The 24,830-nt window shown below is 50.8% G+C and carries 20 protein-coding genes; 7 read left to right on the forward strand and 13 right to left on the reverse strand.

Annotation, left to right across the window (positions count from 1 at the left end; all coding sequences use genetic code 11):
- From AAF564_00005 to AAF564_00015, 3 genes are all read left to right on the forward strand, one after another.
- Positions 1-361: MMPL family transporter (locus AAF564_00005; protein ID MEM8483893.1), on the forward strand; the 361-nt coding region annotated here is incomplete at its 5' end.
- 200 nt (positions 362-561) lie between these two features.
- Positions 562-1,668: a carboxypeptidase-like regulatory domain-containing protein gene (locus AAF564_00010; GenBank protein MEM8483894.1), complete on the forward strand. Its 1,107-nt coding sequence runs from the start codon at positions 562-564 to the stop codon at positions 1,666-1,668.
- Positions 1,669-1,730: 62 nt separating this feature from the next.
- Entirely contained in the window at positions 1,731-2,759 is a 1,029-nt protein-coding gene (locus tag AAF564_00015; protein ID MEM8483895.1) for an acetamidase/formamidase family protein, read from the forward strand.
- A 3-nt stretch (positions 2,760-2,762) separates the two neighbouring features.
- Here AAF564_00015 and AAF564_00020 read toward each other — a convergent pair whose 3' ends face one another.
- The 10 genes from AAF564_00020 to AAF564_00065 all read right to left on the reverse strand — a co-directional run bounded on the left by AAF564_00020 (position 2,763) and on the right by AAF564_00065 (position 10,149).
- Positions 2,763-4,034 (reverse strand): sterol desaturase family protein, encoded by a 1,272-nt coding sequence (locus AAF564_00020; GenBank protein MEM8483896.1) that lies wholly within the window; start codon positions 4,032-4,034, stop codon positions 2,763-2,765.
- Positions 4,035-4,070: 36 nt separating this feature from the next.
- The gene (locus tag AAF564_00025; GenBank protein MEM8483897.1) at positions 4,071-4,529 is read right to left on the reverse strand and encodes a hypothetical protein; all 459 of its coding nucleotides are present in this window, start codon (positions 4,527-4,529) and stop codon (positions 4,071-4,073) included.
- Positions 4,530-4,648: 119 nt separating this feature from the next.
- The gene (locus tag AAF564_00030) at positions 4,649-5,095 is read right to left on the reverse strand and encodes a hypothetical protein (GenBank protein ID MEM8483898.1); all 447 of its coding nucleotides are present in this window, start codon (positions 5,093-5,095) and stop codon (positions 4,649-4,651) included.
- A 108-nt stretch (positions 5,096-5,203) separates the two neighbouring features.
- The gene (locus AAF564_00035) at positions 5,204-6,469 is read right to left on the reverse strand and encodes a hypothetical protein (protein ID MEM8483899.1); all 1,266 of its coding nucleotides are present in this window, start codon (positions 6,467-6,469) and stop codon (positions 5,204-5,206) included.
- A gap of 102 nt (positions 6,470-6,571) precedes the next feature.
- A complete protein-coding gene (locus AAF564_00040) occupies positions 6,572-7,129 on the reverse strand; it encodes a GNAT family N-acetyltransferase (protein ID MEM8483900.1) in 558 nt (185 codons plus the stop codon).
- A 106-nt stretch (positions 7,130-7,235) separates the two neighbouring features.
- Entirely contained in the window at positions 7,236-7,577 is a 342-nt protein-coding gene (locus AAF564_00045; protein MEM8483901.1) for a cupin domain-containing protein, read from the reverse strand.
- 6 nt (positions 7,578-7,583) lie between these two features.
- On the reverse strand, positions 7,584-7,997 hold the full coding sequence (locus AAF564_00050) for a GNAT family N-acetyltransferase (protein MEM8483902.1): 414 nt from the start codon (positions 7,995-7,997) through the stop codon (positions 7,584-7,586).
- 9 nt (positions 7,998-8,006) lie between these two features.
- A complete protein-coding gene (locus AAF564_00055) occupies positions 8,007-8,894 on the reverse strand; it encodes a PhzF family phenazine biosynthesis protein (protein MEM8483903.1) in 888 nt (295 codons plus the stop codon).
- A gap of 58 nt (positions 8,895-8,952) precedes the next feature.
- Positions 8,953-9,600 carry an MOSC domain-containing protein gene (locus AAF564_00060; protein ID MEM8483904.1) on the reverse strand — a complete coding sequence of 216 codons (648 nt, stop codon included), beginning with the start codon at positions 9,598-9,600 and terminating at the stop codon, positions 8,953-8,955.
- A 30-nt stretch (positions 9,601-9,630) separates the two neighbouring features.
- Positions 9,631-10,149 (reverse strand): DinB family protein, encoded by a 519-nt coding sequence (locus tag AAF564_00065; protein ID MEM8483905.1) that lies wholly within the window; start codon positions 10,147-10,149, stop codon positions 9,631-9,633.
- Positions 10,150-10,295: 146 nt separating this feature from the next.
- Here AAF564_00065 and AAF564_00070 point away from each other — a divergent pair, with 146 nt between their 5' ends.
- Together AAF564_00070 and AAF564_00075 are read left to right on the forward strand one after the other, a co-directional pair.
- A complete protein-coding gene (locus AAF564_00070) occupies positions 10,296-11,735 on the forward strand; it encodes a PLP-dependent aminotransferase family protein (GenBank protein ID MEM8483906.1) in 1,440 nt (479 codons plus the stop codon).
- Between the two features lie 384 nt (positions 11,736-12,119).
- Complete coding sequence (locus AAF564_00075) at positions 12,120-12,626, forward strand: hypothetical protein (GenBank protein MEM8483907.1); 507 nt, start codon at positions 12,120-12,122, stop codon at positions 12,624-12,626.
- Between the two features lie 128 nt (positions 12,627-12,754).
- Here the strand turns inward: AAF564_00075 and AAF564_00080 are convergent, their stop codons facing one another.
- The gene (locus AAF564_00080) at positions 12,755-14,248 is read right to left on the reverse strand and encodes a M48 family metalloprotease (protein ID MEM8483908.1); all 1,494 of its coding nucleotides are present in this window, start codon (positions 14,246-14,248) and stop codon (positions 12,755-12,757) included.
- 539 nt (positions 14,249-14,787) lie between these two features.
- Positions 14,788-15,930 carry a DNA replication/repair protein RecF gene (recF, locus tag AAF564_00085; protein ID MEM8483909.1) on the reverse strand — a complete coding sequence of 381 codons (1,143 nt, stop codon included), beginning with the start codon at positions 15,928-15,930 and terminating at the stop codon, positions 14,788-14,790.
- 353 nt (positions 15,931-16,283) lie between these two features.
- Between recF and murQ the strand changes: the two genes are divergently transcribed.
- Together murQ and mfd are read left to right on the forward strand one after the other, a co-directional pair.
- On the forward strand, positions 16,284-17,198 hold the full coding sequence (gene murQ, locus AAF564_00090) for an N-acetylmuramic acid 6-phosphate etherase (GenBank protein MEM8483910.1): 915 nt from the start codon (positions 16,284-16,286) through the stop codon (positions 17,196-17,198).
- A gap of 804 nt (positions 17,199-18,002) precedes the next feature.
- A complete protein-coding gene (gene mfd / locus AAF564_00095; GenBank protein ID MEM8483911.1) occupies positions 18,003-21,413 on the forward strand; it encodes a transcription-repair coupling factor in 3,411 nt (1,136 codons plus the stop codon).
- A 29-nt stretch (positions 21,414-21,442) separates the two neighbouring features.
- On the opposite strand, the gene AAF564_00100 is transcribed toward mfd, so the two are convergent.
- A complete protein-coding gene (locus tag AAF564_00100; protein MEM8483912.1) occupies positions 21,443-24,685 on the reverse strand; it encodes a two-component regulator propeller domain-containing protein in 3,243 nt (1,080 codons plus the stop codon).
- Between the last annotated feature and the right edge of the window lie 145 nt (positions 24,686-24,830).

Consider the following 24,830-nt stretch of genomic DNA (forward strand, 5'->3'; position numbering starts at 1 on the left):
AGGAGCGGTATTGACCCTTCCTGGAATTGCAGGTATTGTATTAACCATTGGTATTTCGGTAGATGCTAATGTACTTATCTTTGAACGTATACGCGAAGAGCTAGCTAAAGGTAAAGGGCAAAAAGAATCTATTAAAGATGGTTTTTCTAATGCCTTATCTTCAATCTTAGATGCCAATATTACTACAGGTTTAACAGCATTAATCTTATTCATCTTTGGTTCTGGGCCTATTAAAGGATTTGCTACTACCTTATTGATCGGTATTGGTACATCATTATTTACAGCAATTTTTATTACGAGATTATTAGTTGATTGGAATGTAAACAAAGGAGGTCTGGTTGCCGTTCAACTATGGCCTTGAGCCGGCTGGTTAAAGTTGTAGTTGTGCGCTTTAGGGCAGTATTTTCTATATCCTGCCTTCTTCTAAACAATTGGTAGTATTCCTACACTACTTCTTTCTCTGTTGCTGACGCAGGCCAGCCAATTCTTGAGACCATGTTTAGTCACAGCACAGAAAACTCCCGACGATGCAGTATTTTGCGATGCGCGGTTTCGATCTGCATGTTGTTGGTATTATCAGGAAGCGTATATGCGCAAAATACAGGCTCGATAAGCGGTGTTGTTCGTGATGCCGAAACAGACGTACCAATTCCTGGTGCCCACGTTTTTCTGGCCAATACAACCATTGGGGATATTACGGATGCTAACGGTTATTTTAGCATTCAGGATGTCCAGGCAGGTTCGTATCAGATCATCGCGCGTATCATTGGATTTCAACCAGCCCGAAAAACTATACGCATTTCCACAGATACCCTTAAAGACACCCCATTTAAGCTGACAAAACAAATCTATGAAGTCGGAGCAATCACTGTAACGGACAACAGGCCCTCAAAACCGTCCAGAAAGAGGAGACGTGACCTTACGAGGTTCAAGCGCATGTTTCTTGGTACTACACCAACGAGACAAGGCTGCGAGATCGAAAATCCTCACGTGATCGAATTTACCAGGCTCTCGGGGTTCTTCGAAGCATCATCCAACCAACCCATCGTTATAACCAATAAATACCTTGGTTATAGAATTTCTTATCTCCTTGATTTATTTAGTACAGGACAAAATTTATTCAGATTTAAGGGAGAGCCCTTCTTTGTAGAACTGCCTCCTAGAGATGATAAAGAAGCCGAACGTTGGAAAAAGCGAAGAACCGAAACCTACAATGGTTCATTTCAACATTTTCTACGCAGTGCAGCCCAGGGTACATTGGTTAAAGAAGGCTTTGATGTATACCTGACGGATTCGCTTTACTGGAAACGTCCTCACAAAAAGCTCATTGACTTTTTTGAAGGAATAGAGGCGGATGTGAAACCTGCCGACTATATAAAACCCCATACCCTTCCCCATGAACGAGAATTATATTTCTCTGGATTCTTGCATGTTATTTACAACGAAGAAACGATGCATCGGGATTTTTATGACGCTGACTTGATCAGCTACAGCGCCTCCAGAGAACCTGTTCGTGCTGTGATTCGCACGACAGATGGCAACGCAATCTTTAATGAAATAGGGTTTCTAAACAATGCATTCGACATAGCCCGGTACGGCTACTGGAACTGGGAAAGCGGCATTTGTAACTGGTTGCCCTTCAACTACGGCCTTGAGCCGGCTGGTTAAAGTTGCAGTTGAGCATCCGGGGAGGGTATTTTGACATATCTATCCATTCTCCCCACTTTATAATGTATAACGTCAACACCTTCCTCAGCGTAAGTCTCTTTAGCCTCGTTGTTTTTGCCTTTGTGCTGCGCTCTTGCTCTACCGAAAGTAACGCCGGCGCCGAAGAACGCCTCATTCCTACACCAGACTTCACGCTTACCGCTGACCAAACCCACAACAAGTTCAGCGCTACCATTCCCCCGGTCTTGACGGTACCGTCTGGCACCATCATCGAAGCCTTTACAGAAGAAGCTTCAGACCAGCAATTTGAACTGGGCTCCACTGTAGATGCTGTGGCCACCCTTGACTTCGAACCGATTCATCCCCTCACGGGCCCAGTTTACGTTGAAGAAGCCCAACCAGGTGATGTGCTTGCCGTAACCTTGCATAAAGTTGAAATGGGAGAATGGGGATGGACCGCCATTGCACCCGGTTTTGGTTTTCTTGCTGATGAATTCCCGGATGCCGCACTCAAAACCTTTGCCCTCGGCAAAGATGCTGAATCGATCGACTTTGGAAACGGCATTACCATTCCCCTAAGTCCGTTTCCCGGCGTAATGGGTGTTGCACCAGCAACAGATTCTCTATTGTCCACCATCCCCCCAAGAGAAAACGGGGGTAACATGGATGACCCCAACATTGTAGAAGGCACAACTGTCTATTTCCCGGTGCTGGTGGAAGGCGCGCTTTTTTCGATTGGCGACGCCCATGCGGTCCAGGGCCTCGGAGAAGTAAGCGGTACAGCAATTGAAGCGCCCATGCGCTTTGTGTATGAGTTGAATCTGATCAAAGGCGGTCACACCATCCAGGAGCCGCAGTACGAAACGGATTCGTATTACGCCGTAACTGGCTTTGCCACAACCATCGATGAAGCCGCAAAAAAAGCAACCCGCTATATGATTGATTACCTGGAATCGGTCCACGGGCTGAGCCGGCAGGAAGCTTACATGCTCTGCTCACTCGCTGGTGACCTCAAAATTGCTGAAGTGGTTGACGTGCCGCACGTACTGGTTACCATGCACATGTCCAAAGACGTGCTTGGCATCGAGTAGACCTTACCCCTCAATGGGGACCACCGATGGCATTCGCCGGTGTGCGCTGGTGAAATACAGACCACCCAGCGCGGTCAATCCAAAATAAGCCGCAACAAGTTGGTCGCCGAAAGGGAGCAGTGCGCCAATTTCAAACCAGGTAGATGTAGCTGCAATAAAGGCTATACCTGCCACGCCGCGGAGTATTTCAATCCACGGCCCACTGCGCAGTTGGTCCATCAGCGATGTAAATCCATAAATCCCGGCAAAAACAAACCCGCCGTATACAAACAAGTCGGGGAATCCAATTGCGGTAAACCCGTACAGCATGTACAGCAACAGCAGCGCAGTCATTACAAACTGAAACCACGACCAAATTACAAGCGCCCGTGATGCCGGCGCATTGTACTTTTCGAAGTTGTTTACATCTCCGATGTAGTGTACCGGGTACAGATCTGCTACGTCGGGTGGGCGCCACCCTGTTGGCATAAACCAGATTCGCACTTTGTCCAGCCAGTTGCGCGTACGCCAGGCATCTTTGATGAGCAACCAGACATGCTGGAAATTGATGCGAATAGGATTCCATGTTTGCGCCGGCCGCGTGATGCCGTAAACAGGAGGTACATCATCGAGCTCTTCCTGGAACGTACCAAACATGCGATCCCACCAGGGGAAGATCTGGCCAAGGTTCTTATCCAAATACTCCGGATTTATTGCATGATGTACACGGTGCTGGGATGGCGTAATAATGACGTATTCCAGCACGCCAAGTTTGGGTACGTGCCGGGTGTGATACCAGAATTGTAGAAACAGGTGGATGGGTGCAAGCAGATTAATCACATTTGCCGGCACCCCCAGCACCGCAGCCGGCACCAGAAAGAGTGCATAGATCCCAATAATATTGGAAATTGACTGTCGTAGTGCACAGGCAAGATTAAACTCCTCACTGCTGTGGTGGATGACGTGGTTATTCCAAAAAATATTGACACTGTGATTCAGGCGGTGAGACCAGTAGCCGGCAAAATCCATCGCAACAAATCCAACCAGGTACACCAACACAGACGAATCAAGGGAGAGTAAGGCGAGGTGTTGGTGGAGAAAGGGATAGGATACAATGATGATCACCACGCCGAGCGAATCTTTGATCACGTTGGTAATCCCGGAGCTCAAACTCGAAATGGTGTCAAAGCTGTGCAGGGTCTGCTTGCCTTTTACGACGCCGTATACGGCCTCAATTATGATGAGTACCATAAAGGCTGGAATGGCAACCAGCAGTGCATTAGCATAAGTTTGCATGTATTCGCCCGGCCGGCAACAATGCATGCCGGCAATTTACTCGCTTGATTTTTTGGTTTGATGTCGCTTGAATTCTTGAAGCGACTGTTCGAGTAAATTTAACTGCTCAGCGAGGGCAATTTCAATGGCTGCCCTTCTGTCCCCATCGAACTCGGTCACAAGCTCAGCCGGCACATAGGTGGATAACATGTCGACGTGAATCCGCATTTGCTTTAACAGCACAGCACGAATGGCACGCAACCCTACCCGCGGGCCTTCTTGTGGCATATCTTCTGCATATACATCCAGGTGCCCGTCGATTAGCGCTGTTGCGCGTGCAGCGTGGTTGGTGCCTTTAAGCACAGTTGTAACCTGGGGGACATTCATCCAGCGTTTGTAGTGCTGCAGGGTTTGCTCAACTTCTTGAATAAGGGGTTCGAAGTTGTCCTCCGGTGTTTGGGCCGGCGTAGCTAATGCAAGGCTGGTGGCTAAAACAAGGGTAAGAAGTGTATGCATGGCTTTGTTGTGGTGGTAGCTTATGTGCTTCGTATATAATTATATACTTAACAACCTGCCACTTTTGCCACAAGGCACTTATTTAACCATGCAACCTGGAAGCCATGCTATCCTGATGCTCAATTAACGCGATGCAAGTAGACATTTTGGTTGTCTTTCACCAGCTTGCCCCGCCGATCTTCAGTGTATGCAGCAAGATTACGGCCATCAAACATCCAGATGTTGTCATCCATATCGAAGTTTTCGCCATCGCCAAAGTACAATGCACCATCATCAATGTGCCATTCTGAGTACTCGACTTCTTTCTCGCCAAATGCATCAACCACTACGCGGAGTTCATTTTCACGTTTGAACTCGAAATAAATGTTTATCTCGTCAAGCACACCATCCACTGTTTTGCTCACAATGCGATCCCAGGCGGAGTTCTCCTCAAGATCTTTTTCATCAAGCGTGATTTCGAGCTTCCAGGTACCGCTCAGGTCTTTGTAGTGAACGCGGGTCTGTGCGTTGGCTACGGTGATGCCGGCAAAAAGGAAAAGCAGTACAACGAGTAGTGGTGTTTTCATCGTAGTGGTAGTTATGCTAATTTTTTAACATAATTCCATTACTGGTTTTCTTTCGGAAAAGTTACGCTCCTGCTGAAAGATTATGTGGGCAACACCATATTTCTCTGCCTACCGATGAAAAGGCTGCTCATTTATCCAATGAAAGCCCCGCTCCATCAGCAGGCTATTTTTTTGCGCCTGGGCACGCAGCTTCACCTCGATGGAATCCTGCTTGTACAGGCCGCTTATAAACAACGTACTGTCGTTGAGCTCCTCATACATTAGCGTTGAAGACATGAGTGAATCTGCAAAAGCATAGACCGCGATGGTCTTGTTTGTTGTGTCAGGATTAAAAGAAACCTCCTCATCAGATCCATCTGCAGTTGATACAACGGCACTTCCATGTTTCATGACTTTTAGCCGCGTCCAGCGAAGTGGATAGGCATCGCTTGAAGCGTTAAACTCAATAGTCTCGTACAGACCTTCCAGTACTGCATCAGTCTCAAACTTTGCAGCTGCTGTTCTTTTTGACACATTAATTACCCCGCCTACAGTAACCGCAAAAACTGTAAGCAAAGCCACACCTCGCAACATGGTTAATCCCATACTCAAATTGGTGTCAATACTGAAGGGCTGAATTTTCTCCACTTCTACCGGCTCATTAGTAATAAAGAACTTGTAGAGCCGGGATACATTTGGCGCTGCAACTAGGAAAGCAAATAGTAGCAGATGACTTGAGTAAATTTTGACGGGTACGTCATAACTAAAATTGAGTACCACAACGTTTGACATCACACCAATTACAACAAGTGCGCCGAGCAAAGTTGTCCGGCGAAACATCAACAATATGCCCCCCACAACTTCACCCATGCCGGCAAAGAAGTTGTACGGGTAAGAGTAGCCCATAAAGGTCCAAAGCAAGCCCATCGGAGAAGAGTCGCCGTAAGTCTGCGCAAGACGCGCTTCGCCCGGATAGGGGAATTGTGTTTTGAATACCTTTGCCAGGCCATACATCAACATGATTAACCCAACATACACGGCAACAAAGATGCGTAGCCCTTCAGCGAGCCGTGCATAGTTGGTGCGTTCCCGATCTACAGCACTCCAAACGGTTGTAGCCATTACCGCAACAAACAGAATGGCCAACAACTGTACATAGTTGTAGGTTGTATCGCCACTCCCATTAGGTTTTTCCGGCATCTCATACCCAATGTTTAATACGGCATCGCCTATCCAATAGATAAAACTGTCCCAAGGTGCTGAGAATGGAAGCGCATGAAAAATGACGCTGAGCATGCCATCTAAAAAAACATAGAGGAGCACGTAGCAAAACGAAAAGCGAAAAAGGACTTTTTGAGTGCGCGTCCAGGGTGCGGCAACGGTGAGGGTTTCCATGGCAATGTCCGGTTATGCTTCGTATGCCCATCTAATATATAAAGCGGGATATAACCACCATATCACGACATCCGGCCATTTTTTGCAGTGCAGGGGTGGACGCTATTGGCCGGCAAGAATTTTTGCCGTTTCGGTGAACCAGGCATAACGCACGATAGGGGCCATGCTCCCATCTGGCTGGGGTTCTGTTTTTTCTTCGACCGCTTCGCCGTGTACCTTCTCATAAAACGTACGTGCCCTCACATTTTCTCGGTATACCCAAAGATACATCGGGGCTTCTGTAGGCACGCTTACATCGGGCCGGCCCAAAACCCACTGCGCAGCTTGCTGTATCAGCTGTCGACCGAGACCCCGTTGTTGTGATCCAGGCAACACATGCAGGTTATCAATCAACGTTCCCCACACCGGATCAGCGCCGGCAACGGCACACACGAGGCCAACCAAGCGATCCCCTTGTTCTGCAACCCGGATAAATGTATGATCAGGGATACCTGCCTTAAACCGCGTTTCCCAATACTGCATCCGGTTGGCCAGCACGTGATTATCCAGAAACGCATTAGAAAGAATATCCCGGTAGGCAATCTCCCAGCTTTGGCTATGCAGTTGTGCTATAGCCGGCCATTCTTCAGACAAGCCTGCTCTAATCTTTGTCGCGGACATACAAATTCCATAAAGTATCTAACAGTGTTCGGCGCATTTCAGCAAATCCTTCAGCATCACTAGGCTGCGTTTAAGACCCGGAAACGCAGGAATCATTGCGCCAAAATTATCTAACAGTGTTCGACAACTCACCACCTTCCGGACCATAAAACACAACCCATACAACAAGGTCGTCTGTAAACGCTTCAAAACGATGTATCACACCCGCGGGGACAAATAGCACATCACCGGGGCCAAAAGCATGGCGCTTGTCGCCATTAACAAACATACCGCTTCCCGTGACCACAAAATACAACTCATCCCGGGTATGGGGCTGCTGTGGATCGGTGCCAAGCGGAGCATAGATCTCAACTTCCATGGAGCCGTGAGACAGGACCGGCGCAAACCGGTTACCTGCTGCATCGGGTACACGGGCTAATGCTTCCGCCAACGTTTTGTGATAGTTCATTGTCATCTAAAGGTAAGTAACGGCTGTGCTCATAAGTGTTGGCCGCTGCGCAAAGCCTAGCTTTTCATAGAACGAATGGGCGTCTTTGGTTTGGAGTGCAAATTGGGTGTGCGACAGTTCAGGATGTGCAAGCACCTGCTCCATCATCCATTGCCCGAGCCCTTCTCCGCGATAGGCAGACTTAACCACCATATCGGCCACCCAACTGGTTGAAGCAAAATCACTGACAACCCGAACAAAGGCTATCAGCTCTTTCCCATTGTAGAGTGAAAAGCAGGTAGAGTTGGCCACGAGTTTTTCGACCTTCTCACGCGACCGGCTGCCGGCCCAATATGTTTGCCGCAGCAAAGCATGGAGTGCCGTGATGTCTACCCGATCTTTTTCATCGTATAAAACATAGCTGTTGTATTCCCATTGCATGGTCCAACCTCAAAGCATTAACTGTCCGGAAAAGACAAGGGCTGCCTGCCCGCCTACATTTACACCTTCCAATTGCGCCGGCGTCCCTACGCAGGTGACGGTTGCTGTGCCGGGCCTGTTCATCCAGTGGCCTTGCTCAGCGACAAACGAAGTGGCATCGAGCAAGCCGTGATGCCAGAGATAGGAGGCCATCCCTCCTGTTGCAGAACCAGTAAACGGATCTTCCATGGTATCCGGCGGCGTACCGAAATGCCGGGCAAACGTTTGTCCTGCTTCTGTAGCCCCCTGGAGGCAAAAAAGATGTGGGCTGAAAAAATCAGATTTCTCACGCAAGCGACCATAAACTGGTATGTCCAGCACTGCGCGCCGCAAAGCGTCATGATTGATCAGCGGAATCATAAGCTGCGGGGTTCCTGTGCTAACTGTTTGTATTGATGCGCCGGGGAGGACATCGTCAGGCGAGAGGCCAAAAGCTGGCATCACCTCTTCTGCCCGGTGTATTTGCAAGAAAGCAGGCTTGTTTTGCGTCATCACAATCTGCTCGATTTCACCATCTGTCTGATGAATTGCAACAGGGATGAGCCCGGCCGGCATTTCGAGGGTGATTGTGGTTACAGCTTCCGTGAGGCGCAGCCGGCCAGCAGTGACCAGGGCAAAGGTTGTAGCGATAGTCGGGTGACCAGCCATCGGGATTTCTTCGGCTGGTGTGAAGTATCGGACACGAAAATCTGCCCGCGATGACTTCATCACAAATGCCGTTTCGGAGAGGTTCATTTCCTGGGCGATCGCTTGCATGGTAGCCGGCGTCAGATGATCCGCATCAAATACCACAGCACAAGGGTTACCGCCAAGGGGGTGGTTCGTAAATGCATCAACCTGCATCAAAGGCAAAGGCATAGTTTTCTCCACAATGTTCTTCTTGCTGTGTAATTCTGGCTGTTGTTTGAAGCAGCGCTCAGCCAACCATTTTTTCCAATCGCGTTTTGAAAAGCGTCTTTATTTTTTCCGGCAGCGCTTCAATGTCTACTGCGCGGCGCATGCCGGCTACATCATCTCTTTCGATCAACTTCATCCTGACGATGTCGGCTACCGAAATGCCATGCGCCATTCGATCCAGAGGCTCCAGCTTGTCGCCGGCTGTTACAACACCCTCTTCGAGCACAGCGAAATACACACCGCAACGGAGGCTGTTCAGAAACCGCTCGATCATATCTTGCCGCTGAAAGCGCATAGCCAGTTTGTCACAGGGCTGACGTGGCTGCACCGCCAAAACCACAGCTGTGCCAATGCGAAAGGTATCTCCAACCTGAACTACAGATTCATCCAGGCCGGCAACCGTGAGGTTTTCTCCAAACATGCCATGGGGCATTGTTGTGAGGCCGAGCTCTGATGCCCAAAATGCATAATGCTCCTTTCCGTAAGCATACACAGCCTTCAACGCACCACCGTGGACTTTGAGATTCGTTTGCGTGTCTCCAGCGAGACCAAGCTTGTTTACTTGAACAGGTCCTGCAACAGCAGTTTTTACAATGGATGAATGTACCGTTTGCCCGTCCCAAGTGAGGGGTGCTGATTTGCCAACATTTACAGATAGTATGCGCATGGTTTCTGGTGATGGCTTAAGGGTAGGTGACTAGGTGTCCTGCATGGCGGCCTGACCGATCAGCCGTGAAATGACGGCCAGGTGGTGGTCATCATGTTCAGCGGTGAAAAACAGGAGGTCAATCATCCGCATTGGTTGTTTCAAGCGAGGATGTCGGCTTGTCAACCCAAATGCCTCTTGAGGTAGCGTTTCAACGCGCTCGATGAGTGCCAGCCGCTGCGTTCGAAGAGCTGATAGCAGAAAAATTAGTGGGCGGGTGTTATGGTTTGCGCGGTGTGTTTTTTGATTTTCAAGATCAGCAACGCGCATTTCTTCCGCGCCGCCCAGGATGTCGTCCACACGGCCGAGCCAGAGGGGCTCAAGGTCTAGCAAGTGGCCCACCTCTTCCTGGATCGACCATTTCCCATTGCGTTGCTGTACGAGTTGATGGGCACTTAACCCTTGCATGCGTTCTTCTACCCGCGCCGGCGTACCACGCAGCCGCTCCACAACATTGTCCTTCATCCACAAAGGCAGGTCAAACGAGAATTTTCTTTCAAACCAATCCATCGAACTCCTCGGGTTTTATCCAGGCCGGCGTATCTCCTTTCTCAATGCCCTGCATTTTATCGCAATTCTTTAAAACAAAACAGATACAGTTTCTTAAATTGTTATGGTAACAATCTGCTTTTCCCAAACTGTACTGATACAACGCTATGAAAAACACACTTGCGAAACCTTCGTTTTTGTATGAGCAGATTGTAGCCGACATCACTCAACGTATCGACCTCGGCAGCCTCAGGCCAGGGGACAGGCTGCCGTCTGTGCGTAGCTTCAGTCAGAAGCATGGCGTAAGCATCTCAACGGTAATGCAGGCATACAGAAATCTCGAAGACCGGCTACTAATCGAGGCGCGACCACAATCCGGGTTTTACGTACGCCCCCAGATTGGCGAGCGACCGCACGAACCCGAAATTTCGTCGCCACCCAAAGCGGCCCAAGACGTATCTGTTACATCGCTTATTATCGAAGTATGCACCACAGTTCTCGACCCCGACATTGTACCACTTGGTGCTGCCATTCCCAGCCCCGAACTGCTGCCAACCAGACAACTCAACCGATTGCTTGCAACCGTTGCAAGAAACGAAGGCGAACGGACGATCCAGTACCTGCTTCCCCAGGGCGACCTTGCACTACGACAGGAAATAGCAAGACGCAGCCTCGACTGGGGCTTCAACATTTCTGCTGAAGACATCATCATAACCTGTGGTTGCATGGAGGCTTTGTCTCTTTCTCTTCGGGCTGTGGCTTCAGAAGGAGACGCAATCGCCGTAGAGTCGCCAACATACTTTGGCGTGCTGCAGCTCATCGAGAGCCTCCGCATGAAAGCGTTTGAGATCCCGACGCATCCACGAGATGGCATTAGCTTGGAAGCATTGGAAACGGCTTTTCAAAAACAGCAGGTTTCAGCCTGTCTTTTTATGCCCAACTTCCACAACCCGATTGGCTGTGTGATGCCGGACAAAAAGAAACAGGCCCTTGCTGACCTGGCAGCTACCTACCAGATTCCTGTTATTGAAGATGATCTGTATGGTGACATATTCCACGAGCCACCACGGCCCAAGGCGCTCAAGGCATTCGACAAAGATGAGCGTGTGATGTATTGCAGCTCTTTTTCCAAAACACTGGCACCCGGCTTCCGGGTAGGTTGGGCGGTGCCCGGCAGGCATATGCAAACTGTTATGCAAGCAAAAATGGCGAGTACAATCGCAACGGCCGCGCCGTTACAAATGGCAATCAACGAGTTTTTGAAAAAAGGCGGATACGACCACCACGTCCGCCGACTTCGCAGGGCATATGCACACAATCTTGCCCGGATGACAGCAGCTGTTCGCACCCACTTCCCGACCGGCACACGTGCAACACGGCCTCGCGGCGGCTTTGTGTTATGGATTGAACTCCCTGAAGGCGTAGATGCGATGCAACTCTACCAACGCGCACTCAAACAGAAAATTGGCGTGGCACCGGGGCCGCTGTTCTCTGCTACCCATGCCTATGCTAATTGTATTAGATTAAATGGCGGCTACCCCTGGTCGCCACGCATCGAAGCAGCGCTAAAAACACTGGGAGAGCTTGCCGCAGCATTACTGCCGTAATCCGCGCCATTGAACACAACCACCAGAGTTGTAAAAAAGTGATGACGGGCCTCAAGCTTTAACCAGCCTCGCCGAAAATTACATCCTGAGGAGGTAGTTCACTCGGAGATCCTGGCGATATTTGGCGCGATTTTGGGAAGCAGCTTTCCGGGCCACGGTTTGTCTCACATTGCTTGTAAACCGATTGGTCCCTGTAGAAACATGCGGCGTTGGTACCAACACTTTGCGCTCCCCACGGCTTCCCCTGCTGCAAGCAGGTAAAGATTCTCCCCACTTCATTGAAGCCAAAGGTAAACGGGTACCGTTAACGCCTCATTGAGGATGACGATGGCTTACTGCCTCAGGACCAAGTGTGTTTAGAAAACTCTTTCCGTTGCAAAGCCCATGAAAACACTCACACCTTTAGTGCTGCTGCTCGCCTGCTCTGGCTGCGTTAGCCTGTACCCGATAGATAATGGCCGGCAAACCATACAGTCGGTCAACCAGATAGCAACTTCGCAAGTACTGTATGTTCACCATTTTGGAGACCGCCGTGCTGCGGCACGGAAGCTGAACATTACACCAACCCATACATCCTGGGTAGACGCTACATCAGGACGCTTCGTAACCATTCCAACAAGTGAAATTGTCGATATAAAAATCCGTGAACAGGAGGTACGTTCAAACAACGGATTTGGCATGGGCATGCTGGCCGGCGCCTCCATGAGTGTGATGTTTGGCCTGAGCGGCGATGCTGCCGCTTCGGAGAAAAGCACCATTGCTGTACTGGGCGGCATGGGCTTTGGCATGCTCGGTGGCATGATCGGTAAAATGACAAGCCAGCGCGAACGCGTCAAGTACCGCGTTTTGTGGGCCAACCCTGAAGTACCCATTCGGCGTGCGGTTTGGTAACCGTTAATGGCATGCATCGCACGCCCAGACGCAGCAACAAGCTTCAACAAAAAAGAGCCAGTCCAAAGCGGACTGGCTCTTTTAAGTTTACGGCAACTTGCTTGTACAACCACAGGCCTCTACGGCGCTTAGCGAGGAATTTTAATTTTCGTTCCACGTGGTAGCGTTTCGTTTTCTTCCACCTGGTTGATAATTGCAATATCAGTAGCGGTGAATCCACGCGGCAACGGATTGGGCAGAAACGAGCTGATCGTGCCGGCCCGAGAGGTTGTAATCACATCGATCCGCGAAGGCTGCACATTGATTTTGCTCTGGTCTGTCAGCGTTCTGAATCCATCCAGCGTGTTGTAAAATCCACGGCTGTAAGTATCAAAAGAAGTTGCTGCGGTATAGGCAAGAAATGAATACACATTGTTGCTGTATTCGATGTAGCGCGCAGCCAGCTCGAATTCACCGCCCTGCTGGTCTGCAGCGGTAGCAGATACGTCATACGCAGAGAGGCCGTTGATGCTGGATGCTTTCTGGCTGATGACCGTTATCCCTTCCTGGGCGGCGAATTTGGTGCCGGCGTCCTTGGCTGTCTGCACATCAGAAGCAATTGTGAATACCATAATCGCTTTCTGCTCCTGGTCAACCAGTGCCACCTGGGTGGGCTGATTGATTACGGTGTAGCCATTCGGTACCGGAAACTGAAAGCGTAATTCAGGATGGTAAAACATGCCATTCTCAACATAGCCCTGCCGCGGGTCATCCCCAATTACGATATCATCTACCTGGGCGAGATAGGCTTCAGCTTCAATTTTATTCATCTGCCGTTGCGTCTTCCATTCAGCCGCCATACGCTTGATTGTACCTTCGCGCTCACCGGGATCGGGGTGGGTAGACATAAAGCTTGGAATGCTTTGGCCGGCTTTGTCACTCAAGCGTTTGAGCGAGCGGAAAAACTCTGCGCCTTCTGCAGAATCGTATCCTTCAAGCGCGCCATACTCAACACCAAGCCGGTCAGACTCGCGTTCATCATCGCGCCCGTAGCTCAGAAACATCAAGCCGGCTAGCGTACTGCCAGTGTTCAACACTTCTTGTGCTGCGTTTCCGCCGAAGATACCCTGGGCACCAATGGCGGCGCCGATAACACCCAGTTGCCCGAACTGCTGCGTGGCAGCACGTATCGACGAATGACGCCCTACGATATGGCCGATCTCATGACCAAGGACAACAGCCAGCTGTGCCTCATTATCCAAATGCGCAAGCAGGCCGCGGGTGATGTACACGTATCCGCCAGGCAACGCGAACGCATTTACAACCGGGCTATCAAGCAGCCGAAAAGTAAACGGTGTATTCTTCATCTCAGCCGGCGTATCGGGGCGACGCAGGTGGCTTACCGCCAGTAGCTCTTCGCCAAGCCGGGTGATGTACTGCTCCAACTCAGGGTCATCGTAGAGCCCGTACTGGGCAATAATAGATTGATCTGCTTCCTGCCCTATCTGTACTTCCTGCTGCCAGCTATATCCATATGCGCGCTTCTTGCCTGTAACGAGGCTTCGATCCACAACACATCCACTGCCCAAAATGGCTACGACAAGAAAAAGGGTCAGATTCCGCAAGCTAATGACTGCCTTCATTTTAGTATTCAATTATAAGTTGTGTAATGCTGTAGGTTAGAAATAAACTAGCGTTTTTCCAAGGTATTTGGTTACGCTCCTCCCAGAAAACGCCCAAACACCAATATATGTGCAAAACATGTAAAAGATTATCTATGCTCGATCACAGTCATCTGCACACATCCAATACGAGAAACACGCCGTTTCCCGTTAGGGTGCGCTTAAAGGCAAACCTGTGGTCGAGAACAACTGGAAACAAGATGCCCGCACTTGCCACACTATCACGCTACAAATATCCAGCAATGCAAATATCCGCAATGCAAATACCCGGCAATAGACAACAAAAGCGCAGTGATAGCGCAACAACAGGGAAGGGTCGGTAAGCGGCTAAACCTGATTTGCCCGAGGGATACACCGGACAGCAAGGCGGCGCGCTGATAGGTACTTGGGATAAAGCTACGTGGGATAAGTCATACGATGCGGTAGGGCGGGCGGGTTCCTGTTCAGAAAAGATCGACGTCCTGCACAGCTATCCACACTGCCGGCTCATTGGTATCAATTCACTGCGCAACCGGGGAGACTACACCATTTGCAACTTCGAGTGCCAGGTTTTGCTCACGCGAGAACGAGAGCGTTTCATCAAACGGCGCGCGCTGTGCAGCCGTGATCAGGCTTTGCCCGACAACATCAGATTGTAGCAGTTCCAGAAAGACACGCGTGCGGTGACTATCCAGGTTTCCGAACAAGTCATCAAGTAGCAGAATAGGGGACTCGTCGACCTGAGATTTGAGGTAGAAGAACTGTGCAAGTTTGAGTGCCATCCCAAAGGTCCGGTGCTGCCCCTGGGAAGCATAGCGGCGAACCTCAAGGTCGTTCAAGGTGAACACCAGTTCATCTCTGTGTGGGCCTACGAGTGTACGCCCAAGTTCGAGGGCCCTTCTTGTAGATTTCTGGAGCCGGCTCGTAAATGCAAGCTGAATGGCTTCCTCGTCAGCTTCCTCATCAAAGTCAGCAATCGTTCGATAAGCCATATGGGGGCGCTCGCTGGCGGTATCAATCCGCGCATACGCTTCATCCAGAAAAACAGAAAACGCCTTCACAAACTTGAGCCGACTGAGTATGACCCGGCTGCCTAAACGGATCAACTCTGCATCCCACGAGCTAAGCACTTCGCTCGACAAAGCCCGGGTACGACGGTACTGCATGAGCAGTACATTCCGCTGCTTGAGTACGCGGCGGTATTTCATCAAGTCATCGAGGTAAACAGGGCGCGCCTGGCTCAGGATGTTGTTGATAAATCGCCGGCGCACTTCGGGGCCTTCTGCCGTGAGGGCCTGGTCAGCGGGAGAAAAGATTACAACAGGAATTTGTCCGACGATGCCTGCAAGTCTTTCCAGCGGAGACTTGTTCACAAACATGCGCTTGCCTTCTTTTGGCATATAAACGAGCCGTACCCCAAACGCACGCCGGTGCGTGCCGGCAAAGCGTCCTTCCACTTCAAAAAACGGGGCGCCTTTCTGGAGGACGTAACTGTCTGAAGACGTAAGAAAACTCTTGGAAAGTGCCAGATAGTGAATGGCTTCCAGCAGGTTTGTTTTGCCGGCGCCATTGGGGCCATAAATCAAGTTAACCTTTTCACCAAACGCAACCTCGGATGCATTATGCGCACGGAAAGAAGTAAGTCGGAGCGTGTTGATGAGCATGTTGTATACGAGGATCCAGGAAGGAGGTACTGGAGAACGCCGGCGCAATTGCGCGCAGGAAACGCTAATCGGGATTTAGTGACAAGCGTTCAGGCGCACAAGATCCGGCAGGAACTTCATATTCTTTGTCTGCTTTGAGCATTGCCACACACACTGAAAACGCAAACTGGAAACGTGCAGTGGATCAGAGCAGTACCTGTTGCCTCCGAAGTTAAGCGCTGCCCGGCAAAAAAACGTTATAAACTTTTTGTACTCAGGCGAACGCTTCCTCTTTGAACTTCACCCTTAACTTCACCCTGAACGTCGCCTTTAAAACCACCCCGGAAACTCGACCCCAAAAACCAGATCAGTTCATGCAAGAATCACCCCTGTTCAACCAGCTCAAGCAACTCGCAACCGAACAACGCAATCCTGCCTCCATGCATTTCGATACAGCGAGCACACGTGAGATTCTCGAGGTGATCAACACGGAGGACCACAAGGTCCCTATCGCTGTGCGGCAGGAGCTACCCTATATCGAGCAAGCGGTGGACATTGTTGTAAATGCCTTTGAGCAAGGGGGACGTCTGTTCTACGCCGGCGCCGGCACCAGCGGCCGGCTGGGTGTACTGGACGCCTCTGAGTGCCCACCTACCTATGGCACCCCCCCTGAAATGGTCCAGGGTTTGATTGCCGGCGGGCCCCAAGCCGTATTTCGCTCTCAGGAGGGCGCTGAGGACCTCGAAGAGAACGGAGAGGCCCACATCAAGGAATCGGGCGTAATGGCGGGAGACGTCGTCTGCGGGATCGCAGCGAGCCGTAGAACCCCCTATGTCGTCGGAGCAGTCAAGTATGCACGCAGCATCGGCTGCAAAACCCTCTTCATCACCTGCAACCCGCGGGCTACGTTTGATCTCGATGTAGACGTTGCCATGTGCGCCGTGGTTGGCCCAGAGGTCATCATGGGATCCACGCGGATGAAAAGTGGAACCGCGCAAAAGCTGATCCTCAACATGATCACTACAACTGCCATGGTAAAGATGGGTAAGGTGTACGAGAACATGATGGTGGATCTGCAAATGACAAACGCCAAACTGGTTGAACGTTCTCGCCGCACAGTGATGATGGTCACCGGCATCAGCTACGAAGAAGCAGCCCGCGTCCTTGCTGCCGTTGAGGGCCACGTCAAACGCGCCCTTGTTGTAATCCTCGCCGACGTTTCTCCCGAAGAAGCCCGCAACCGCCTCGCCCGCGCCAACGGGTTCGTTCGCCAGGCCATTGATGGATAGGGAAGGGGAAATTTGTAATTGGATGGGGAAGCAATGAACTGGACCAAAGCACACCAGCCGCCCTGCTTTTTTTGTACTAACGCCAGTATTGCACCACAGCCTTAGCGCCACAGCCTTAGCGCCGCTTTAACTCTACAGCACTAACGCCACAGCTAACACCACAGCCGTCATGCCCAACTCGATTGGGCATCCACAGGGATGACAGCAGTTAAGCACCGAAAGTAGTTGTGCACTGAAAGTGTAATCCCCTGGGTCGCAATCTTCAGTGTTCCACGTGGAACACTCGCCAGTCAGCAACTAACATTTCCCAATTGGCTGCTATGCGTCAAGAGATCTTTGGCTGGCTAAGGAGGACAGCCGCCAGACATTTTAGCGAGGGCCTGTTTACCCAGCCTTTCTCTGGATACCGGATCAAGTGCGGCATGACAGCGCGGAGAGCATGGCATGATGGAGAGCAGAGCATGACATGCCCCAGGACTCCTCACCCTGCTTTCGCCACGCCAGTGTTCCACGTGGAACACCAAGCCGATCACCTTCGCTGAACCTTATCTATTGCTGTGTCGTTTGACGCCCAAATCTGTCGCCGTAACGCTTTACAAAAAAAGGGTTACGGCCTTTCGCTGTTATACCTGTTTTAGCGGTACTGCACGGCAGATCCATCCTGCGGGCCGGCTGGAAATTAGCTTTCGGTATGGTTAGCAGCGCGTACAACAGACGAATAAGGGCCTGTCAATGCACACGATGTGACACTGACAAGCCGGATTCATTCGCAAGCCGTTTAACACCACAACGTATTTACTGGCCGTGTCGCTCAAATCTATTCAACAGCAGATCTACACACTGGACCTTTTCCCGAGGCTTTCTGCCTGGCTTGAAGGCCTGGCACCCAACGCGCCAGAGGCACTGCAGGTTAAGGGACTGGCCGGCTCCCTGTCGGCCTTTGTGCTTGCCTGGGTGCACAGAGAACAGCAGAAGCCACTCATATGTATGCTCCCCAATGCGGACGCAGCAGCCTACCTCGTGAGCGACCTTGAGCAGGTAGGAGGGGAGGAACTACCGTTGCTGCACCTTCAGCCATCCGGGCTAAAACCATACGACCCTGAGCAAATGGCTGACGCGCAGGCCGTCATTGCCCGGGCGGATGTCCTGCAACAATTGTCTGCCGGCTTCACCGGTATCTTTGTCACAAGCCTGGAGGCAGCCTACGAAAAGGTACCTGACGCCAGCAACGTTAAACAAGAAACACAAACCATCTCGATAGGCGAAACCAATACGCCCAATGCGCTCTTCGAACAACTGGTAAAGCAGCTTTTTAATCCGGTAGAGTTTGTTGCTGCTCCGGGCGAGATTGCCCTTCGAGGGGGCATCCTGGATGTTTTCCCTTTTGCCGGCACGTACCCCATTCGTATTGAGTTTTTTGGCGATGAGATCGACTCCATTCGCGAGTTTGATGTACACTCGCAGCGCTCTATTAGCCGGCTCAAAACAGCGCGACTAATTCCCAATCTCGACAATACTCTTGCGCAACGCAAAGAAGCCAGCGCCTTCAAGTCCATCTTTTCCTACTTCCCGGAAGACGTGCTGCTTGCGCTGTTTAACAGCGCCGGCCTTGAAGAGCAGGCAACAGCTTTGTTCGAGAAAGCGCAAGAAACGTACAATGCCCTCGCAGAAGCAACCCAGCAAGAAGATGTAAAGCGCGCTACACATGCACTCCCGCCGGAAGCCAGGTTTGTGCACCCTGATGCATTCACCCACACCTTCCTCTTACACCCGCGATTACTACTGGGTACTTTCTCAGGCAATACTGCAGACGAGGTAATTACAGCAGAGACCAGGCCACAACCGTCCTTTAATGGCAACCTGCGTCACCTGCGCAACAACATCCAGGAAAACCATTTGCGCCAAGTACGCACGTACATCCTCTGCGACAACAGGGGACAGGAAGCGCGGATGCTTGAAATCCTTGAAGATGAAATTGAACGCGGCCAGGTAGAACTGAAAGTGGAATCTCTGCACGAGGGATTTATGCTGCCCGATACGGGCCTGGCAGTCTATACCGACCACCAGATCTTTAATCGCTTTCATCGCCCAACAACGCGCAAACAACGAAAAAAGCACGGCGGTATCAGCCTGCGAGAATTGCGCAATTTATCGCCAGGCGACTTTGTTGTTCATATCGATTATGGCATTGGCAAGTTTGCGGGACTACAACAAATCACAGTCCGCAACAAACAACAAGAAGCTGTGCGGATGCTATTTCGGGACAATGACGTTTTGTATGTCAATGTCAATGCGCTCTACAAACTGCACAAATTCACGGGCAAAGAAGGGCACCAGCCACGGCTGACCAAGCTGGGTTCAGGGCAATGGGAACGCACCAAATCCCGGACGAAAAAACGGGTTAAAGATATTGCCCGAGACCTGATCAAGCTATACGCCAAACGCAAAGCCTCCAGCGGGTTTGCATTCAAGGAAGACACCCTGTGGCAACGCGAACTCGAAGCTTCTTTCAAATACGAAGATACGCCAGATCAGCGGAGCGCTGCTGAGGCAGTGAAGCGAGACATGGAGCAGGGCGTTCCCATGGATCGCCTCGTTTGTGGCGACGTAGGCTTTGGAAAAACAGAAATTGCTGTACGCGCAGCGTTCAAAGCTGTACAAGATGGGAAGCAGGTTGCCATTCTTGTCCCTACAACCATCCTTGCTTCGCAGCATACCAAAACGTTTGCGAATCGACTTGGCCAATTTCCGGTACGCGTAGCAGAGCTTTCCCGATTTCGTACAAGCGCAGAGCAAAAAGAAACGCTCAAACAACTCAAAGCCGGCACAGTCGACATCATCGTTGGCACCCATCGCCTGCTTTCAAAAGACATCGCATTCAAGAACCTGGGCCTGCTCATCATTGATGAGGAGCAGCGATTTGGCGTATCTGCAAAAGAGAAACTCCGGGCGCTCCGAGCCGAGGTGGACACCCTCTGCCTTACAGCTACGCCTATTCCCCGTACGCTTCAATTCTCCCTGATGGGCGCGCGCGACTTGTCGATTATGACAACCCCGCCGCCAAACCGCCAACCCATCGTTACCGAGATCCACACCTTTGACAAAGACCTCATCCGGGACGCTATACTGCACGAGACCAACCGCGGTGGGCAGGTTTTCTTTGTGCACAATCGCGTGCAAAACATCGAGGAAATCTCAGACATGATCCGGATGTTAATCCCCAACATCCGGATTCAGGTTGGACATGGACAAATGAAGCCGGCCGAGCTTGAACGGGTCATGACCGGATTTATCCAGCATAAGTTTGACGTACTGGTAAGTACAAACATCGTGGAATCAGGCGTTGATATTTCAAATGCCAACACGATGATCATCAACCGGGCAAATCACTTTGGACTGGCAGACTTACACCAGTTGCGCGGCAGGGTGGGGCGGTCTGATCAAAAAGCTTTCTGCTACCTCCTCGTCCCCTCAATACACAGCCTGACCCGGGAAGCCAAACAGCGGCTCCAGGCCGTAGAAGAATTCAGTGACCTCGGCAGTGGGTTCAATATCGCGATGCGCGACCTCGACATCCGTGGCGCCGGCAACCTGCTCGGTGCAGAGCAAAGCGGCTTCATTGCAGATGTAGGATATGAGACCTACCACAGAATCCTCGACGAAGCAGTCCAGGAGCTGCGCTCTGAAGAATTCAAATCCCTCTTCAAAGACGCACCACCTCCGCCGGCTGCTGATACCGTTATTGATGTAGAGGAAGATGCCTATATCCCGGATGCCTACCTGTCCAACAGCGTAGAACGCCTGAACCTCTATCGCCGCCTCAGCGAGGCATCAGACAACACCACCCTCGATGAGATGCAGAAAGAAATGGAAGACCGTTTCGGGCCGCTGCCCAAGGAGGTGGAGCATCTCCTGATGGCTACCGGGATGCGCAACACTGCACAGCGGTTGCGGCTCTCCAGACTCGTCTACAAAAACCAGCGGCTCTTCCTCGTTTTCCCTAACCAGAAAGACGACGCCTACTTCTATGAATTGCTCTTTCAACCCCTGCTCAAAATCCTGAATGATGCGTCTCGGCGGTATGTACTCAAGGAGAATAAAGCAGGCAAACTACGGGCGATTGTTCAGGATGTGCCCACCCTCAAAGAAGCATATGCCATTATCAAATCCCTAGCACCCTTAACAGAAAAGAAGACAGAGGAATCACAAGCATAAGACACTGTTTATTAAGCACTTAAGGCCAATTATACAGCAGCAAATGCATTCTGTAGCGGCAGGCGTACCCAGAAGCAGGCGCCATTGCCAAATTCGCTTTCCACACCAACTGCGCCTTCAACTTCTTCAATAAGTTGTTTAACAATAAAGAGCCCGAGTCCGCTTGAATGTTCGCCGGCGGTGGGCCGGGCACTCAAGCGTTGCAACTTACCAAACACGTGGTGTTTGTCTTCTTCTGTCAGCCCTGGCCCTTCATCTTTGACACGCATGCACACCTCGTCTCCATCAGGTGTTAGAGTAATCCAGATATTGCGGTTGGACGGACTGTATTTGACGGCATTGGAAATGAGGTTGTCCGCCACACGCAGCATAGCATCTTCATCAGCCTCGACAAGCAGTACGTTTTGGTTTTCGAAATGGATCGCAATTTCTTTGCTCTCAGCGGCCGGCTTGTTGCGACGGATCGAGTCTTTTACCAGATCAACCAAATTAATCGTTTCGCGACCGTGATTAACCAATTCTTCCCTGTTGTGCCGATCAAGCAGGTCCGTCACAATCCGTAACATTCGTTCAGCTTCGGTTTTCATCAATCGCACATTCTCGATTCCATCATCTACCGTCGGATCTGACGTCAACAGGTTCAGGTCTTCTATAAGAATATCAGCAAGACCGATAATGCCGCCCAGTGGATTTTTTAAATCGTGCGACGTGATGCCGAGAATCTCTTTGTTCTCTTCGAGTGCCTGCATCAGATCAGCGGTGCGTTCTTCAAGGTTACGGGTCCGTTGATCAACAAGGTGCTCCAGCTTTTTCTCGTGTGCTTTAATTTTCGCCACACGCCATCTGTAAATGCCGATAAAGCCAAGAACAATAGTTATAAACAGGCAGATATAGAACCAGATGGTCTGGTAAAAGAAAGGGCGTAGATAAAAGCCGTACGTGATGGCAGCTTTGCTTTCAAGGCCATCATTGTTAAACGCTTTGACATAAAACGTATAAGGCCCGGGCTCGAGGTTGGTATAGTATGCAGCGCGCCGGGAGCCGGCATCCACCCAATCCTCATCTACTCCTTCCAATTTATACTGGTAATGAACATTTTCAGGGGAGATATAGCTGAGCCCGACATAATGAAATTCCACTTTGTTCTTCCCGGGAGATAGCTCGAGGTTACCAGCAAGGGAAGCCTCCTCGCCATCAATCAACACCTGCTCCATAATCATCCTGGGCGGGAAAGGATTCTGCAAGATGTGATCTGGATCAATCATCGCAACCCCTTTGCTCGAGGGAAACCAGAGCTGGCCGTCCTGGCTTTTCCAGCCGGCGGGTTGAACACCACCATTGAATTCTCGCGTCTTCAATCCATCAGAGGTGTCGTAAGCGTGAGAGGTTATGCGATCAGCCTTGCCTTCCGCAAAAGCTTTAAGCTCCGCTTTATTTACCCGAAACAGCCCCAGGTTGCAGCTCATCCACAAATTGCCATTGTCATCTTCCAGGATCTCCTGGATGTTGTCATTAAATAGGCCTTCTTTTGTTGAATACACCGTCACCGACTCACCATCCACGCGATTCAGTCCACCGCCATAGGTACCAATCCACATTACGCCGTCTTCATCCTCATGCAGCGAAAGCACCTCGTTATGTGATAAGCCATCTTTGGTTTTGAGCGGCTCGATGCGGCCATCAACAACGCGGTTAATGCCATTGTCATACGTGGCGATCCACATATCACCGTTTGCACGCTCGAGCATAACGGTGACGTAATCACTGGATAACCCCTCAGCTTTTGTGTAAGGGACGAAGGTGTTACCATCATAAACCGCTGCGCCTCTGCCTGTTGCAATCCAGAGGTCCCCATTCTTCGCCGTATAGAGGCCAAAGATGGCATTATTTGGTAGGCCATCTTCTGTCGTGTAGGTTTTCAGGACACCGTTCTTCAACTGGGATAAACCGCCACCAAAGGTGCCAAACCATAAACTACCATCAGGCGTGCTTTCTACTGAGATAACGTAGTCTGCGCCCAAACCGTCTGCTGCAGTGAGCGAGGTGATATTGCCGTCTTTTAACCGACTGACCCCTTTCTCCGTACTGAACCACATGCTGCCATCATCTGCTTCATGGATGGCAAGGATAAAGTCATCCGCAACACCTTCGTGAGACGTGTAAGTCGTGAACTTACCTTCGCGGAGCATATTCACACCACCGCCATCAGTACCCAGCCACATGTTGCCTTCTTCGTCCTGGAAAAGCGATTTGACGGTGTGGTAGCTCAACCCATGCTGGGTAGCAAAAATGTCAATTTGCATGTGGTCATGAAAGGACGCATGCATTGCCAGCACGAGTTCTGGCTTTGTGGTGATGGCTTGTGCATCGATTTGCGACTCCATCGCAGGCAAATCCAGCACAAGTCTGTCAACACCTTCCTGATTGGTGCCTATCCAGAGGCTACCAATTTTATCTTCAAAAAGGGAAGTGATGTTGTCAGCTGAAAGGCCATGCTCAACGGTTATGGTGAAGAAACTGCCCGCATGATAATGCACCAGCCCGCCTTTGGTACCTATCCATATTCCGCCATGCCGGCTGCTGGAAAGGGCCGTAATGTTATTATCAGGGAGCCCTTCTTCGACAGTGAAGGTTTGCGTTTCGCCATGGGCATAGCGAATCAGGCCGGCGTCGTGGGTGCCAATCCAGAGGACACCATCAGGGGTTTCGTAAAGCGCAGTAATGTGGCCGGTTTCGACACCCGGTACGCTGGAGATTTTCCCACGGGCCAGTTTTTTCAATCCGGAGCCAGAAGTCCCGATCCAGAGATGATCTTCATTTTGGCCCTCGGCGATTGCAGAAATGCGGGCATCGCGCAAGCTGTCTTGCCGCACCGGCACTGCAAAGCGTCCGCCTTTGTACCGCATCAAGCCGGCGTCGCGGGTACCAATCCACAATGTACCTTGTCGGTCGACGTGCAATATGCGGATGTCATTGGATTCAAACTCAGCAACCGATCGCTTGTCATAGACATGCATCTCCTCTCCATCAAAGCGAACCAATCCTTCCTGGGTGCCAAACCACAGATATCCGTCATCTGTTTGCGCAATCGCATTCACCGATCCCTGGGGCAATCCTTCTTCCGTTCCCCAAACATTATGGACAAACTGCGTCAGGGTTTTTTCTGGACTAAGGTACTGGGCCCGTGCAAATTGCACAAAAGGGGACAAAATCCCGCATGCCGTAAGCAGGATGAGGAAAAAGGATAGCACAAGCGTTTTTTGCCGGTACATGCCAGTAAGGGAAGTTCGAGATTGGACGGGGATGCCAGCGGTAAATAAATTATCGACCCCAATCGTTAGAGCCTTAATCAATACGTATGGAATAAAAACAATGGGTCGGGGCATCACTTTTTTTCTCGCGGCATTACAATTCGAA

This window comes from Bacteroidota bacterium, from assembly GCA_039111535.1.
Lineage (GTDB): Bacteria > Bacteroidota > Rhodothermia > Rhodothermales > JAHQVL01 > JBCCIM01.